13 protein-coding genes are annotated in these 17115 nt (G+C 48.5%); 8 read left to right on the top strand and 5 right to left on the bottom strand.

Annotation, left to right across the window (positions count from 1 at the left end):
• Positions 1 to 132: 132 nt before the first annotated feature.
• A complete protein-coding gene (argE, locus tag KDK16_RS05230) occupies positions 133 to 1290 on the top strand; it encodes an acetylornithine deacetylase (RefSeq protein ID WP_306670729.1) in 1158 nt (385 codons plus the stop codon).
• A gap of 29 nt (positions 1291 to 1319) precedes the next feature.
• Positions 1320 to 2624: an amino-acid N-acetyltransferase gene (gene argA, locus KDK16_RS05225; protein ID WP_257275009.1), complete on the top strand. Its 1305-nt coding sequence runs from the start codon at positions 1320 to 1322 to the stop codon at positions 2622 to 2624.
• A gap of 36 nt (positions 2625 to 2660) precedes the next feature.
• Here argA and KDK16_RS05220 read toward each other — a convergent pair whose 3' ends face one another.
• The 3 genes from KDK16_RS05220 to thiI all read right to left on the bottom strand — a co-directional run bounded on the left by KDK16_RS05220 (position 2661) and on the right by thiI (position 7300).
• On the bottom strand, positions 2661 to 5042 hold the full coding sequence (locus KDK16_RS05220) for a hypothetical protein (protein ID WP_257275008.1): 2382 nt from the start codon (positions 5040 to 5042) through the stop codon (positions 2661 to 2663).
• A gap of 276 nt (positions 5043 to 5318) precedes the next feature.
• On the bottom strand, positions 5319 to 5828 hold the full coding sequence (locus KDK16_RS05215; protein WP_257275007.1) for a dihydrofolate reductase: 510 nt from the start codon (positions 5826 to 5828) through the stop codon (positions 5319 to 5321).
• 11 nt (positions 5829 to 5839) lie between these two features.
• A complete protein-coding gene (gene thiI / locus KDK16_RS05210; RefSeq protein WP_257275006.1) occupies positions 5840 to 7300 on the bottom strand; it encodes a tRNA uracil 4-sulfurtransferase ThiI in 1461 nt (486 codons plus the stop codon).
• Positions 7301 to 7885: 585 nt separating this feature from the next.
• On the opposite strand from thiI, the gene glnA reads away from it, so the two are divergent.
• From glnA to KDK16_RS05180, 6 genes are all read left to right on the top strand, one after another.
• Positions 7886 to 9289 (top strand): glutamate--ammonia ligase, encoded by a 1404-nt coding sequence (gene glnA / locus KDK16_RS05205; RefSeq protein ID WP_257275005.1) that lies wholly within the window; start codon positions 7886 to 7888, stop codon positions 9287 to 9289.
• A gap of 241 nt (positions 9290 to 9530) precedes the next feature.
• Positions 9531 to 10070, top strand: coding sequence for a DUF4124 domain-containing protein (locus tag KDK16_RS05200; protein WP_257275004.1), 540 nt, complete (start codon positions 9531 to 9533; stop codon positions 10068 to 10070).
• Between the two features lie 194 nt (positions 10071 to 10264).
• A complete protein-coding gene (gene glnL / locus KDK16_RS05195; RefSeq protein WP_373690926.1) occupies positions 10265 to 11350 on the top strand; it encodes a nitrogen regulation protein NR(II) in 1086 nt (361 codons plus the stop codon).
• Between the two features lie 24 nt (positions 11351 to 11374).
• Positions 11375 to 12802, top strand: coding sequence for a nitrogen regulation protein NR(I) (glnG, locus tag KDK16_RS05190; RefSeq protein WP_257275003.1), 1428 nt, complete (start codon positions 11375 to 11377; stop codon positions 12800 to 12802).
• 165 nt (positions 12803 to 12967) lie between these two features.
• Positions 12968 to 13522 carry a hypothetical protein gene (locus tag KDK16_RS05185; RefSeq protein ID WP_257275001.1) on the top strand — a complete coding sequence of 185 codons (555 nt, stop codon included), beginning with the start codon at positions 12968 to 12970 and terminating at the stop codon, positions 13520 to 13522.
• 91 nt (positions 13523 to 13613) lie between these two features.
• A complete protein-coding gene (locus KDK16_RS05180) occupies positions 13614 to 14378 on the top strand; it encodes a fimbria/pilus periplasmic chaperone (protein WP_257274999.1) in 765 nt (254 codons plus the stop codon).
• 1 nt (position 14379) lies between these two features.
• Here KDK16_RS05180 and KDK16_RS05175 read toward each other — a convergent pair whose 3' ends face one another.
• Complete coding sequence (locus tag KDK16_RS05175) at positions 14380 to 15282, bottom strand: hypothetical protein (protein WP_257274998.1); 903 nt, start codon at positions 15280 to 15282, stop codon at positions 14380 to 14382.
• 92 nt (positions 15283 to 15374) lie between these two features.
• On the bottom strand, positions 15375 to 17115 hold a 1741-nt coding region (locus KDK16_RS05170), incomplete at its 5' end, for a TcfC E-set like domain-containing protein (RefSeq protein WP_257274997.1).

Genomic DNA, 17115 nt, shown 5'->3' with positions numbered 1-17115 from the left:
TACCTATCCATAAGAAGGGCTGTTATCATGCTGAAAAGGCTGTTGATTTCAGTATCAGGAGTCTGACAGTCAGATGATCTGGCATATTTGTTTTTTCTGTCCAATTTTCCAACATTTAGAATCAAGGGCCCGATGATGACTGGAATCCAGCAACCTGATCTGAAAGCAGTCCTGTCGCGGTTGATAAAGATTCCCTCTGTCAGTTCCACACAGCCTGAGCTGGATATGAGCAATATGCCAGTGATTCATGAACTGGCTGGCTGGCTCGAAAACATGGGGTTTTGCTGTGAGATCATGCCCATTCCGGAAACACCGCTGAAAGCCAATCTGATTGCCACCCTGGGTTCAGGTCCGGGTGGGCTGGTGTTGGCCGGGCACACCGATACCGTGCCATACGATGAAAATCTCTGGCAGTTCGATCCTTTCTCACTCAACGAATCCGATAACCGGTTTTATGGTCTGGGGATCTGCGACATGAAGGGATTCTTTGGTCTCGTCATGGAGGCAGTGAAAGACTATCTTAAAGCCCCCCTTAAGGCTCCCTTGATTATTCTGGCAACAGCGGACGAAGAATCCTCAATGAACGGTGCCAGAGCCCTCTCAGCTGCTGGCAAACCCAAGGGCCGTTACGCTGTAGTGGGTGAACCTACAGGCATGCAGCCTGTTTACATGCATAAAGGTATCATGATGGAACGCATCCGGATTCTCGGGCAGTCCGGTCATTCCAGCAACCCGGCACTTGGCAGGAATGCTATGGAAACAGCCCATAAAGTGATTACTGAAATCATGACGTTCCGGGAAGAACTGGCCCATAAATACAATAATCCCGGATTTGCTGTGCCTACGCCTACCATCAATCTTGGTTGCATTCATGGTGGCGACAATCCTAACAGGATCTGTGGCCACTGCGATCTGGATTTCGACGTGCGTCTCTTGCCCGGCATGGACAGCCGGGAGCTGCGAGAGACTCTGAAACAGCGTCTTCTCCCCATCGCCAGAGCCGACAATGTAAAATTTTCTCTGGCGGCTATTCACGACAGTATTGATCCATTTGAGGGCGCTGTTGACTCTCCCCTGATCAAAGCCTGCGAAAGTTTAACAGGCTATTCAGCAAAATCCGTTGCTTTCACTACGGAAGCGCCCTTCTTCAGCCGGATGGGAATGGATACAGTGGTGCTGGGGCCGGGTGATATTGATCAGGCCCACCAACCTGATGAGTACCTTTCCATGGACAGAATTCATCCAACCATTGAGCTACTGAGATCTCTGATACGACGATTCTGCCTCTGATTAACGCCAGGATGAAGATAAAAACAGTCATGAATTTGAATAAGAGCTACGTAAAATTTTTCCGGCAGAGTTCACCTTACATCCATGCCCACCATGGCAAAACATTTGTCATTACTCTGTGCGGTGAAGCTCTGGCAAGCCCTAATCTGAACAATATCATCAACGATATTGCCTTGCTGAGCAGTCTGGGCATTCGACTGGTTCTTGTCCACGGCGCGCGACCTCAGATAGAGGAACGCCTGAGTGCCAGGAACCTTGAGTCCAAATTTCATAATGAAATACGGGTTACGGATCGTCAGTGTCTTGAATGCGTCATGGATGCTGTGGGTAATCTTCGTGCACGAATTGAATCCAAGCTTTCACTCGGCCTGGTTAACTCTCCTATGCATGGGGCCAGCATTCGGGTTATCAGTGGCAATTTCGTGACTGCAAAACCTCTGGGTGTGATCGATGGACAGAATTTTCTCCACACCGGTGCGATTCGCAAAATAGATAAAGAAGCTATCCAGCAGCAACTAGACAGTGGCTACATAGTGCTTCTCTCCTGCCTCGGTCATTCACCGACAGGCGAGCTGTTCAACATGGCGGTGGAAGAAGTCGCCACCCATACGGCCATCCACCTTGAAGCCGAAAAATTGCTTTTGTACTCACAATTTGATGGCGTCCAGAACCGGCATGGTCAACAGATCAGTCGTCTTTCCCCCCAGGAAGCTGAAAAATTACTCCAGAATCTTGATGGTGAGGACAGGAGACTGCTTTCCTCAGCCATCACTGCCTGTCACGGTGGAGTGGAGCGCGCACAGCTGATCAGCTATGAGCAGGACGGTTCACTGCTACTGGAGCTCTTTACCCGTAACGGCTCTGGCACAATGGTTTCGCGTGACCGTTATGAAGAAATTCGTGCTGCCAGTATTGAGGATGTGGGGGGGATTCTTGAGCTCATCAGGCCTCTGGAACAAAAAGGCATTCTCAGAAGACGTTCCAGAAAAGAGCTGGAACGCGAAATTCGGCTGTTCCGGGTCATTTCTCTGGACGGTATGATTATTGGCTGTGCGGCTATCCATTTGTTTTCGGGAGAAAAAGCTGCAGAGCTGGCCTGTCTGGTGATCCACCCTGACTACCGGGAGAAAAATCGTGGTGACCTTCTCCTGAGTGCTATAGAGGAACAGGCTGCCCAGCAGGGTATGGATACCCTGTTTGTATTGACGACTCAGACCAGCCATTGGTTTGTTGAACGAGGTTTTTCTGAATCCACCCAAAAGTCTCTGCCTGAGGAGAAGCGCAACCAATACAATGAGGAGAGACAATCCAGAATTCTGCTCAAGAAACTCTGAGGCACAAGATAAAGGTTTACGGAAGTTCTATAACAGTTAAATCGAAGTCTGGGGAGGAATAAGGTGGCTCATTTGCTGATCCCAGAACGCGGTTTTGGTCATGACACTTTCATAGTATTTACCAATAGCCCCCACCATCATTTCAGAAATAATTTGGTGATGATATTGGCGTCGGAGAATTAACACAGCCGCCTCCCGATCATCCATATGGTCAAACATGGGCGAGTTGGGGTTGACCTGGGCCAGTTGCTCCTGGAGCCTGACTTCTTTCATAACATCTTTATGGGATTCATGCAGTTTCAGAATACGATCAACAAAATCTTCCAGCTGATCTTTAGCCAGCCTTCTCATGGTGCCCATTTCTTCCCGCCCGGTTCTAGCCTCCTGACCCTGCCAATCCCAGACTACACTTTTGCCTGTCTTCTTTCCGATAATACGTTCAAATCGTTCTTTATTAATAGCCTCGTTATAACGGTTAACAAAAAGATCTGCCAGAAAGAAAAAACCAAAGATAATTAATCCATCCACCGTGGGCCTGGGCAGATAAGGTGAAATTTCCAATTTTGGCACACTTTCGGAAGCATGCCAGACCACTTTAAAGCCGTGTAGCATGGTTGATTTAATGGCTCCCTTCAACCAGACGTTCAAATAACTTCTAACGCCATTCTCAGCCAGTATCAGGGCATTTGCCACCCTGTTGGCATGAGTGTTAAAACGACTCCTTTCTTCTTCAGTGAGCTCCAGATCGGGCATTTCCTCTTTCAACACCCGCTCCAGCTCTTCCACAGCCTCTTTGGAAGAAATAGAGCCATCACTGGTTAAATCATCAGTCATTTTAGGGAAGACTTTTTGCAACCACCCCGTCTGTTTGGTCTTGAAGTGGTAAGACTTACCGATCACTCGAGGATCATTCGCCGCATCACTGAACAAGCGTTCTCTTTTCTCAGGATCCATGTTTTTGAATTTACAGTTCCACAGCTGATCCAGAACCGGCTCCCACTCTTGATCCATTCTTTCAACGTCACTGACTGCGGCTGTGTACAAACGTTTATAGAGTTTGAAAGCATCTTGCAGGTTGCGTCTGCGGTACAGGTATCGGGCTTTGCCCTCTTCCAGACGAATCACGGCTTCAAGATTGCTCTCATCTTTTTCTCTTTCCATCTCCAGTCTCAACTGAGCGTCTTTCTCCAGCGCAGAATAGGCATTGAAGATGCGGGTTAAGGTCTCATGACTGCAAATGTATCTCAGGCTTTTCAGGAACACGCGAAACTTCTTGTCATCCATCTCTGACAGAACACCCAGGTCATTCATTTCCAGCTTGTAATCAGCAGATGCTTCAGCCCTCTGTAATGCCCTAATGGCCTTGGTCATCCGAATCAGCTCAGTACCACCACTCCATGCACCGTACCAGGCAATATAGCTGAATAGAGCCGCCGCAGCGGCAATCCCTCCCGACACCAGACCTATTAGCACGGTACTAACTACTATGGCAGCGGAGTTAAGACTAAAGTACCTCTTGTTCCTGAGAAAATGACGTTTGATCCTGTCACGAGTATCCGTATTCTTGAGCTTGATACCACCACCTTTATCCACAACATTCTGAATATGAGTCCTGTCGACTTCATCCAGGTGATAACGTGTAGCTTTGGGTCTATCAAGTCCGGGAGGGGTTGCAGCAGGATTAGAAGCATCAAAACCACTGACAGGATCTCTTCCTTTTCTGGCCATTACCTGTTTGACCGGTATATGAGTCTCCGGTGCAAACCGCCAGCGCAACGCATTCTTGATTTCAAGGATGCGTTCAAAAGTGATATCCGTATCGTCAAGCAGCCCTGCATCTTGTGCCAGTTTGGCAACCGTGGCTTCGGCTGTGACAGCATCTACATTGAAGTCTTTCGCTGTGCTCTGAATTAAATCCGGTAACAGAGCCCTTTTCAAAAAGCCAACTGGCAGTGCTCGATCTTCTGCAAGGTATTTATAAGTCAGCTCGACGGTGGAAGAGGAAACGGTTTTTCTGACTTCATTGAGAACCTGTTCACTGATTTTTTCTCTGCCTCCTGACAACACCAGTTTCATTTCCTCACCTTTCTTCTCTTCACCTAGCACACACACATCGTGATATGCCATAGCACAGGCGATATGGTAGTCACGAAGGCTGCGCTGGATAGGGGAAGAGAATTCTGCGTGAGCAGCATAACGGAAAGAATCGTAAACCCTGAGAGCCTTTGCTGATGAGGAACCTCCACCAAAAAGACGCTTGATAAAACCGCCAATGCCCGAGAAAACAGAGACCATACGACCGCGCCATCGACCGTAATCAATCTGACCCAGGCTGGAAGCTTCTGACGCTGTGGCGATCTTTTTTCGCTCTGTAGCAGAGAGAGAAGAACCTCTCTGGTTCTGAATCCCTGGTGGCATGCCTCTCAATCCCTGAGAAAAAGATGTTAAACAAAAAAATGTTCGTTTTTTTGGATAAGATTATGAGAAATCAAACTTAAATTTTTGATTCGAATAAAAAAATAAGAAAACAACAATATTTAAACTATAGCTGCCTCAGGCGCTGTTGTGATTTTGTATTGCGCTCAATGCTGCCGAAGACAGTACATACAGGGCAAAGCGAGGAAAACGGAGTTACTCTTCACTAGAGGACAAGGGCCAGTTTGGCTGGCCCAAAAAGGCAAGTGTGGAGAAACCTCAGACAGGCTTGCGATCAAGTACCTGATAGCTGAACTCCAGAGCCTGTTCATCTTCTGAGACCTGATCTTCCCGGGCGATAATATCCCACTCACTATCATCAATTTCTGGAAAAAAAGCGTCGCCATCAAACGACCTGAAGACTTTGGTGAGATAAAGCCTTTCGGCCCTGTCCAGGGCTTGACGATAAATTTGCTCACCACCAATCACCATAATTTCTTCATTACCATTGATCATGGCTACTTCTTCCGCCAAAGAAATGGCGTCTTCAAGACTGTGCACCACCTTAACCCCTTCATGACACCAGTTTTTGTCACGGGTAATAACAATATTGGCTCGACCCGGCAGAGGCTTGCGCAGTGAATCAAACGTCTTTCGTCCCATAATAATGGGCTTGCCCATGGTGACAGCCTTAAAATAACGAAGATCTCCAGGCAAGTACCAGGGCATTTTATTATTGATGCCAATGGCGTGGTTTTGGGCAACAGCGGCAATCATCGCAATTTTCATAATCTTATCGGTTACTCTTTGCCTGGGTTGTAAACGCCGACATTCTCATACCCTTCGTCACGAAGGTGCATGGCGTGCAACTGACTCATCACCCCTTTTTCGCAATACAGCAGGTAGTGCTTATCTTTGTTTAGTTCAGCAAATTTTGTCCTGAGCTGATAGAAGGGAATCGTCAGGACTTCACGGTCAGCAAGGCCGAAGGGCTTGATCTCTTCTTCATCCGGATGACGAATATCAATAACAATGTCGTTTTGTTTCGTGGTCTCAACTACCTCGACTTCTTCACGAGTCAAGTCATCGGCAATGATATCAGAAACGGAAACTTTACGACGATCGGCAACCGCTGCATCCAGAATGGAAAAATCAAAACGGGCCTCTTCCGCTGCAATTTTTTCCGGCCTGGCTCTGGTGGTTGGATTTTTTGAGATCACCGCACAGTACTCAGGAATATTTTTTACCAACTCCTCTGTACCGATCCTGACTGAGATATCAATGATGTCCTGCTTGTCCATGGCAATAAGCGGACGCAACACAAGATGGTCTGTAGCAGAATCAATAACTGCCAGATTGGTGAGTGTCTGGCTGGAAACCTGAGCGACAGCTTCTCCAGTCACTACGGCTTCAACGTACATCTCTTTTGCAACCTGGCTTGCGGCTCTCAACATCATTCGCTTGAGAATAACCCCCATTTGGGAGTTATCTACTTTGGTCAGAATCTCCTCGACGACCCCTTCAAAAGGAACCGTAACAAAGTTGACGCTATGGGAAGAGCCAAAGCGGCTCCAGAGATAATAAGCCACTTCTTTAACTGCCAGTTCATGAGCATGACCACCCAGATTAAAGAAACAGAAATGGGTTCTGATACCTCGCTTCATGGTCAGGAAACTGGAAACCGTCGAGTCAAAACCACCCGAGATCAACGATAACACTGGCTCCATAGAACCCAGTGGGTAACCACCCAACCCATTACCACGGTTCGTGACCAGGAAATAACGATCTCCCTTGATCTCAACTTTTACGACAACGTCCGGATTCTTAAGCTTGACACCAGCCGCTTCAGTTCGAGTATTCAGTCCACCGCCAACATATCGTTCAACATCGATGGACTGAAAGTCATGTTTACCTGTGCGCTGACAGGTGACCCGGAAGGTTTTCCCGGCCAGCAGTTCACGATTGACGTGCAAAGCATTATCCAGAATGTCATCCAAATCTGTCAGCGGATACTCAACCACCTTTTGCCAGTACGCGATGCCAGGAATGTGGCTCAACAGATCGGAGACCTGAGCCACCAGCTGGGGATCATCATGACTGGTTGCCAGCTCGATGAAATCCCAGGTGCCAGCCACCTCGACGTATTCATCGACCCGTTTGAGAACGTTACGAATATTCTTGCGCAGCTGCTTAATAAAACGCTTTCTCACCGGAGGCGTTTTAATCGTGATTTCAGGAAACAGCTTGATGATGAACTTCATAAAATTGTATGCCCGGCCCCCGCCATCAGAAAAGTGTCAGCACAGAAAAGCGCCGCCACAAGCCACGAAGAGAACCGGTCCAGATGCCAGTTAGGAAAATAAGAAACCAATCCACCCGATTATACAGAAGACTCCCAGACACCGGTAACCCCGGCTAACAGTAGACAATCAGCTTAAACACTCCGTAAAGACCACAAGGTTATTAGTAGTCTCTGCAGATTCACGCTACACTGGGCCCCGCTTGGGAATGGTTCTATGGATAAGCAACGGGCAAGCGCACCAAACCGAGACATTAAAGAAACTACGCGCACTTTTTTTGTGCATCTATTGAATTTAATGAGGTTCTTTTCGGTGCGACTACCCACATTCGGCTTATGCTCAGGCATGGCCACGTTATAGAACGCAGAAAAATCAACCGGTTTTCGATACTGGCACAGCAATTGCTGAGACGGTGTCGGAACAGCCGCCAATGCGGCACGATACTAGTAAATGTTGGTAAACCGCCATACCGATTGACAAGGCTCTGGCCTCACGATCGACCTGCGGTGCTCAACGAGAGCTATAAGTCCTTTGGAGGAATAATAAATGTCCAAGACCCTGAACTTGATCAAGGATCACGATGTAAAATGGGTTGACCTTCGTTTTACTGATACCCGTGGTAAAGAGCAGCACGTTTCCCTGCCGGTCAGCGAAGTCGATGCCGAATTCTTCGAGCTGGGTAAAATGTTCGACGGTTCCTCCATTGCCGGCTGGAAAGGCATCAACGAATCCGACATGATCCTGATGCCTGATGACAGCAGCTCCGTCATCGATCCTTTTACTGACGAAACCACCCTGAACATTCGTTGCGATATCATCGAGCCTTCTACCATGCAGGGCTATGAGCGTGATCCACGCTCAGTTGCCAAGCGCGCTGAAGAGTACCTGAAGTCAACCGGTATTGCTGACACTGCTTTCTTTGGTCCGGAACCAGAGTTCTTCGTATTTGACGATGTTAAGTGGAATGTCGACATTTCCGGCGCTTCTTACGAAATCAACTCTGAAGAAGCGGCCTGGTCTTCACACAAGTCTTTCGAAGGTGGCAACACCGGCCACCGGCCAAAAGTTAAAGGCGGTTACTTCCCGGTTCCACCCGTCGACTCCCTGCACGACATCCGTGCTGCCATGTGCACAGCAATGGAAGCTCAGGGTTTGGGTGTTGAAGTACATCACCACGAAGTAGGTACCGCGGGCCAGTGTGAAATCGGTGTTAAATTCAACACCATGGTAGCCAAGGCTGACGAAGTTCAGATCCTGAAATATGCCGTACACAATGTTGCCCACGCATACGGAAAAACTGCGACCTTTATGCCCAAGCCTCTGGTAGGCGATAACGGCAGCGGTATGCACGTTCACATGTCCCTGAGCAAAGACGGTGAAAACCTGTTTGCTGGCGACGGCTATGCCGGTCTGAGCGAAAACGCTCTGTACTACATTGGCGGTGTTATTAAACATGCAAAAGCGATTAATGCCTTTGCCAACGCTTCCACCAACTCATACAAGCGTCTGATCCCGGGCTTTGAAGCACCTGTTATGCTGGCTTACTCCGCCCGTAATCGCTCTGCTTCCATCCGTATTCCTTACGTAAACAGCCCTAAAGCCCGCCGCGTGGAAGTTCGCTTCCCTGACCCAACGGCTAACCCATACCTGGCGTTTGCTGCCCTGCTGATGGCTGGTCTGGATGGAATCAAAAACAAGATCCACCCAGGCGATGCTGCTGACAAGGATCTCTATGACCTGCCTGCAGAAGAAGCGGCTGAGATCCCAACCGTTGCAGAAAGCTTCGAAGAAGCTCTGGCTGCTCTCGATGCCGACCGTGAGTTCCTGACTGCTGGCGGTGTATTCACCGACGACATGATCGACGCTTACATCGAACTGAAGAAAGAAGAGTGCGTACAGGTCAGCCAGACCACTCACCCAGCTGAGTTCGATCTCTACTACAGCGTGTAAGCAAGCAAGGCAGGAACGACACCTGTCATCAACACTTCAACAGCCCAAAAGCCGGAGTGTCTGTCCCCATGGACAGCACTCCGGTTGTTATTTAGACCTTTCTATTTTTCGCACCCCAAATTAGCAAGCCTTTCAGCAAACCCGAAATAAACTTCTTTCATCACCCTTTCTTCACTGAACGGATGCAAACAAGCCTGCTCTAAAGTAACCTAGGAAAATCCGGAATCAGTCGCAGACCATCATGAAAAGAATAATAGTTATCTTATTGCTGGCCCTACCCCTGCCTGGACAGACCTCTGAGATTTATAGAACAGTCGATAAGAATGGCAATGTCACATTCACTGACAGCCCTGGTGCCAATAAAAAGGCCGAACCTGTGCAGCTCACCCCCATTACCAGCATACCTCCGACCCAGACAACGGGTCATTCGACCATCAAGGTGTTGGATGACCATAAAGAAGACATTTATCCAGTCTTCACGATTACCAGGCCTGCCAATGATTCGACCGTCAGAGATAATGGCAACTTCACAGTTGAAGTCAGTCTGGAACCGAGGCTGGCCTCAGGTCATAGTCTGTCCTTGTCAATCGATGGTGTTCAGCAGGGCAAACCACAGAGAAAAACTCAGTTCAAACTAAAAAATGTCGATCGGGGTACTCACCAGTTATCAGTGGCTATTCTTGACCGAAACGGCAAGACCTTAAAAACCGCCAACAGCACTGTGCACGTACAGAGAACAGTTTTCAGACCTCCCGTACCGGTACCAGCGCCAGCCCTTTGAAGACTGTTGTCGCACTATTTTGGTGCACTCAAACAAACTGACTTATAATTCCAGTTCTCCCAATTTTTTTCAGAAGTGCAACCTGATGCAAAAAGGTCACGTACTGAAAGAGATTGGCAACAGTTGGTTCAATTCTTGCGTTATGTTTTATCAGACAACGAAATAACAACCACCACTTATCCGGGTGTCAGTCGGTGATCAATGAATTTGTACTGGAAAATCTAAACACGGCCATTATCGCTCTGGATCAAGAGCTTCGTGTCGCTTTCATGAACCATGCTGCTGAAGCACTCCTGGATATCAGCGAAAAAAGTGGCCTGCAATTGCCACCATCGCAGTCGCTTGACCATGGCTCTATGATGAAAGATCTGCAGCGTGCCCTGGAACAGAACCAGCAGTTTACCCGCAGAGAATCAGAAATCGTCATTCATGGAACCTCGGTACTGGTTGATTACACCATTACCCCCATAGAAAACCAGCACGCCTGCCTGTTAGTGGAGATTCACCCAAGAGACAGGTTGCAGCGCATCACTCGTGAAGAATCCCTGATCGCCAAACAGGAAACCTCTCGTATTCTTGCCCGTGGACTCGCCCATGAAATCAAAAATCCTCTTGGAGGTATAAGGGGCGCAGCCCAGCTGCTGGACAAACAACTGGATGACAAAGAACTCAGCGAGTTCACACAGATCATTATTGAGGAAGCGGACAGGCTCAGAGATCTCGTTGACCAGATGCTCGGCCCCATCAAGCCTCCCAGTATGAACAGTTTGAATATTCATGAAGTGCTGGAAAGGGTTATCCAGTTAATACATGCAGAGACCGGCGGCCAGCTGTCTGTTGTCAAAGATTATGATCCCAGTATTCCTGATCTTCCTGCAGACAGAGAGCGGTTGATTCAAGCTATCCTCAACCTGGTGCGAAACGCCATGCAGGCCATAGAGCAACATATGCCTCTGAGTGATGGTCAAATAACCATTCAAAGCCGTATATCCAGACAGTTCACAATTGGCAATCAACGCCGGAAGCTTGTTTGTCATCTGTCCATCATTGACAATGGTCCCGGCATTCCCGAACACCTCAAGGAAAATATTTTTTATCCCATGATCAGCGGCAGAGCGGAAGGAACCGGCCTGGGGCTACCAATGGCTCAGTACATTATCAGCCAGCATCAGGGGTTAATTGAATGTGACAGTAAACCGGGGCAGACCTGCTTTCACGTCTATCTCCCGCTAACGGTGAATGAGCCTACATCCCAACCTTCTTACCTCAGGCAGTCTTGAGCGGATAAACAACAGGAGTAATTAATGAGTACGGATTCTAAAGTCTGGATTATTGATGATGATCGTTCTATCCGCTGGGTGCTGGAAAAAGCACTGGCCGGAGAACAGATCGAAGCCGATGTCTTTGATTCTGCCGATAAGGCTCTGCGGGAGCTGCAATACTCTCAGCCTGAAGCTATTATCAGCGATGTCAGAATGCCTGGTACCAATGGGCTGGAATTTCTCAAGGAAGTTCACGAAACCTACCCGGACCTGCCTGTCATCATTATGACTGCCCATTCTGATCTTGAAAGTGCTGTCTCTTCCTATCAGGGTGGCGCTTTTGAATACCTTCCCAAACCCTTTGATATAGACGACGCCGTTTCGTTGGCCAAACGCGCCATTGAGCACAGTTGTCAGAAAAAGACAGAACAGGTGATCGAGGCGGTTGATAACGGCACTGAGATTATCGGTGAAGCACCCGCCATGCAGGAAGTCTTCCGTGCCATTGGCAGGTTATCGCAATCGAATATTACCGTACTCATCAATGGTGAATCCGGTACAGGTAAAGAACTGGTTGCCCACGCACTGCACAAGCATAGCCCCAGAGCCAGCAATCCTTTTATTGCCCTCAATATGGCAGCCATACCCAGAGATTTGATTGAATCAGAACTCTTTGGTCATGAAAAAGGGGCGTTTACTGGTGCCGGAGCCATGCGCAAGGGACGCTTTGAACAGTCCCAGAATGGCACACTGTTTCTTGATGAAATAGGGGACATGCCCGCAGAAACACAAACCCGATTGCTTCGGGTACTTGCAGATGGTGAGTTCTATCGAGTGGGTGGCCATACCCCGGTTAAAGTCGATGTCCGTATTATTGCAGCCACTCACCAGAATCTCGAAAAGCTGGTTGAGGAAGGCACATTTCGTGAGGACTTATTCCATCGACTCAATGTTATTCGGATTCACCTGCCGAGACTGAGAGAGCGTTCAGAAGATATCCCTGTTCTGGCCAGACATTTTCTGGACAGGGCCGCCAAGGAGCTGAACGTTGAACCCAAAGTACTGACCCAGGAAACGGCGAAATTTATTGCCAGTCTGGAATGGCCCGGCAATGTCAGACAGCTGGAGAACACTTGTCGTTGGTTGACGGTAATGGCTTCAGGCCGGGAAGTACTGATCTCTGACCTTCCACCTGAACTGTTAAGCCAGCCCGACAGTGGCCCAGTGACGCTCCAGCCAGGCAACTGGGAGCAACAGCTTCGTCTCTGGGCAGACAGAGAACTTGCGGCCGGTCACAGCAGCATTCTGGACAAAGCGATCCCCGCTTTTGAAAAGATCATGATTGAATCAGCTCTGCAACATACGGGAGGTCGAAAAAGAGATGCTTCCGAGCTCTTAGGCTGGGGAAGAAACACCCTGACCCGTAAAATGAAAGAGCTGAAAATGTCTGACAAAGCTTTGACAGAATAACGTTTGTGACAACCAGGGAGAGCCGTTTCTGACGTTATTCTCCCTCTGAGCACATCAACACGCCCGAATATCTTGCTCTGCCACCCGTTAAACTGTCCTGCCAATCAAGTTTCTGAGAATTTCTATACTCGACTTAAGTAACACCAGACAGGAAGTAGGTGTAATATGAAACTCTCAGCAATGGTCTGCAGAGGCTTAGTTGCCTCGTTGTTTATTCTAATCACGTCTTCGACTTATTCTGCACAGCAAGGCAGCATTGGAAAAACCTCCACAGGTTCTTTCGGTATTCGCCTGGTCATAAAGCCTAACTTGCAAGCCTCCATAGCAACCCCGTCCATATCTCAAACGGATGACGCTGATTCAAACGCTCCCAACCTCAATGATGCGACTTCAACCGTTGCCACATTCAATGAAGTGGAGCCTATTTGCATCAGGGGCACAGGGATTAATCAGTATTCTGTTGTCACAGAAGGTTCAGGAGCGGGTGGCTCCTATGCTCTGAGAAATGATCAAAGATCCTATAACTATGAAGTCGACCTGTGGCCTTCTAATCAGGAAGCCCAGGCCCTTAACAGCGGTCAGAACAGCAACCCGATCAATGCACTATCAGGCAACTCAGACTGCGATAGCAGTCGAACGGGTTTTATGGTGAAGCTACCTCAAGACGTCGCTCAGCAGCCCCTCAAAGGTGAACTGAACTTGATTATCAATGCCGAATAAGATGGTTTACCACAGGCAATAGTGCCCGTAAAATGGAACCCCAAGACTATTGCCTGATATTCATAGTGATGATGAAAAAGAGATCACTTGAGTGACTGGACCAGATTACAGAAACACAAGGGCCCAACAGATGCGGTCATGGCTTAAACTTCCTCGCTTACCTCAATTATTAGCTATGGCATCTCTGGCTATGGTATCTCTGGCTATGTCCCTCAATACCTATGGTGCCATGTCTCTGGATAAAATGATCGTTTATTTCGAGCCGGACAAATCCCCTCGTCAGGACATAGTCGTTACCAATCCGGATAAGGAAAATCTGTATCTGCAGACTGAGGTCTACAAAGTCGTTAACCCCGGAACTGATCAGGAAGAAAGGGTTCGTATTACCGACCCCTCCGAGCTGAAATTACTCAGCACGCCACAGAAAACCATTGTCGCCCCCAACAGCCGAAAAACAGTTCGACTGGTCAGCCTTGAAACACCAAAAAAAGTAGAGTCGGTCTACAGGGTGACCTTCAAACCCGTCGTCGGTGACCTGGAAGCCACTCAGAACGCTATTAAACTGCTGATTGCATACCAGGCGCTGGTCTTTGTTCGCCCGGAAAATCCGGAATACAAAGTGACAGCCAAGCGAGAGAGAGACTCAATCACTTTTACCAACAGTGGCAACATTAATGTGGTATTACGAAATGGGCAATTCTGCTCAGGCCAGAAAGGCAAGCGTCAGTGCACTGACATTGATGATATTAAACGGCTCTATGCCGGGCAGAGCTGGACATTGAAAATCCCCAGCAGCAACACTGAAGTCGAATACGGTTTGTTCAACGGCAGCACTGAGGAAAGAAAGACGTTCTGATTTAATGAACTGATACTGTCACCGTTACCGTATCTTTGTAGATGCCGGGTTCGAGCCCGGATACTTCTGATGAAGGTACGGTAATTTCAAAATTCATATTGGAGCCACCGCCACAATACTGCAGAGTAGAACCTTTCCAGGGCTGCCCATCCACTCCCGGCACCAGAGTTTCCATGGAGCCCCCTTGCCCAACTCTTAACTGATAACCCACCCGACCTGATAAAAGAAAAGCACCCGTCAACCCAGTGGCTCTGACAGTGAAGTCAGATCCGCTTTGAGTGTATACACAAAAATCCATATTACCCTGAAGATTCTTGTCACTAAGCGCCATGTCTTTAAGGCCACTGATCTGGATGCGATCAGGAATTTTCAGCTCAAAGATAAGGTCAGTGTTATCGGTATAAGGAATAAAACCACCACTCTCCATGCCTTTGAGCTTTAATACCGCCTGATAATTTCCGGGTTGACGCCCTTCTAACTCGATAGCATTCACCTTGACCGATACTTGCCCTCCAACCTGTCTCCAAGTCCCCGGAGCCAGGAATGTCGAACTCGTATCCGGAATATTGCTACCATCTTTTAGCAACAATGAATTTACCCCCTGCTCAAAGACCACCCGGGACATTTCTATAGCAGGAGCACTCCCTGAAGAGATGAAATCAAAACCAGAAGCTTCAATGGTGTAATCTTCAGATTGTCGAAACCAGCCACAGCGAGGAAAGCGCGACCCAAGACCGGTGCCATTGCACGACTGCAACTGCAAAGGTAGGTCGATGTCAACATCCCCACCGGCCCAGGTAACAAGCGGCGCAGTATACTGAGGCTGACCAAAAACGAAAAAGCCCGAAGCTGTGTTAGCTAATGTCAGTGCAATTAGCGCAAGTACTCCTCTGAGAAACATCATAAGAAAACAACATCTGCTTTATTTTGACCGGACCCCAACTTTAACCATCGAAGTATCGCTGTATAACCGAGTATCATTAATACTCAGGAGCCTTACCGTTCGCCATTGGTCAACTGGCCTTGAAGATCGGGACCACAATCATACTCGGAAAGATCCAGGGTTCCCATTCTTAGTATGTACTGCTTGTCATCCGGTACGACGGGCACAGTGCATTGCCAACCATTCTCGAGTTCAATCCTCAACTCATGAGTATCTGAGCGGGCTTCTATCTGGAACATGCCAATATCGTCCGAACTGGCAGGATAAAGTCCTCCAATAATCCGAGCTCCGTCCAGAGGCTTACCCTTCATCAACAAGCGACCAAAAAGCAGTCTCAGGGGTATAGCCTCATAGTCCAGCGTCACGACGTTGCCGGGATACAGGGTGACACGTCGCTCCCGCTCATCAAAACTGTAGAGCGTATCCCCTGAAGGCGACAGGGTTACGGTATATTGTTCAAAAGGTGCCAGCGGGATCACCGACGGTCTGTCTGCCACGGCATAACCTCTTCTGTGACCGTCAATGGTTACATCAAACACGTCGCCTTCACGACCCTTCAGATTGACCACCAGAGCACTCTCTGCCACTCGCTCTCCACCCATAGCCACAACATTGCCATCGGTCAGAAAGCTGGTACTGAAACTGCCGTTATAGTTAGTAACCCGATTGGCCTCTGTTGAACGATGGTTAACCGTCAATGCTGCTTTGCCAAAACGGTCACCGTATTGCAAGACACCATCAAGTCTTCGTTCGCCACTTCCCGCTTCTGCAGAGACAGTAGAAATCAGCTGACCATCATAAAGGTCACCATCATCCCAGGAGGCTGACAGCCTCATTTTTTCTGTTCTGTCTTCCAGGCCGTTAGTGTCTTGAACCTCAGCCCGGGGGTTAACCCGGAAAGTCCATCGATCCTGACGAAATCGCCACTCCAGACTCAACAATGCTACTGAGTTACCTTCTGACTCACTGAAACTGAAAGTAACATTCGTATCGTAATCCAGCGTTCTGAAAACGGTAGCGGTATAACTCACTCCGTGGGTTTCTGTTCTGCCATCGTTATTATTTCTATTACTGCTGAATCGGTAATTGGCAGCGCCTCTCCAGAGGGGTACTGCAATAGAAAAACTGCTTTGCTCAAAAGCATCACCGATCAATGCCGGGCGATCGGAATTTTCCACTTCACTATCGTCCCTCCAGAGTCGTCGATAACTGCCATTCAAAGAGGCGTTGCCCAGCCAGGTTCTGGCTATGAGAGTCATACCATAGCTGCCATTATCTGCCAGCATCACCGAGGGTGATAACTCATAACGATAGCCCAACTTGAATAGCCCCAGCTCAAGCAATGAAGTATCTAAAGTAGCGGCAGCAGACAAAGTCCCTGCCACCGTCTCAAAAATTCTCCGACTCACACCGGCCCGGGTCAACCACTGTTGAGTACTATCAGGCAGAACCCCATCAAAAACCGATGTCATCACACGCCCGGTCTCAGCAAAAAACAGCCATTCACCTTCAGGCGGTAGTTGAAACTGCTTGGCAAAGAAACGGGTTTCCTCAGACTGAAGGTTACCCTGCTCATCCAGAATCCGGATGTCTATATCGTAGGCACCCGTGGGAAAAGTAGTGGTATTCAGAGCCTGAAGACCCGCTTCAAGAAAATAAGACGCAATCAGTCGTCCATCTCGTCTGACTTCAACCCTGCCCCTGAGCGGCATAAAGATATCGATCGGCATACCGCCACTGAAATCGGTATCTTCTCTGGTGTTATCAGAAGTCCGAAACCGGACTCCGACAAGG

It is taken from the genome of Endozoicomonas sp. SESOKO4 (assembly GCF_024606275.1).
This window is presented reverse-complemented; position numbering and strand designations above follow the sequence as displayed.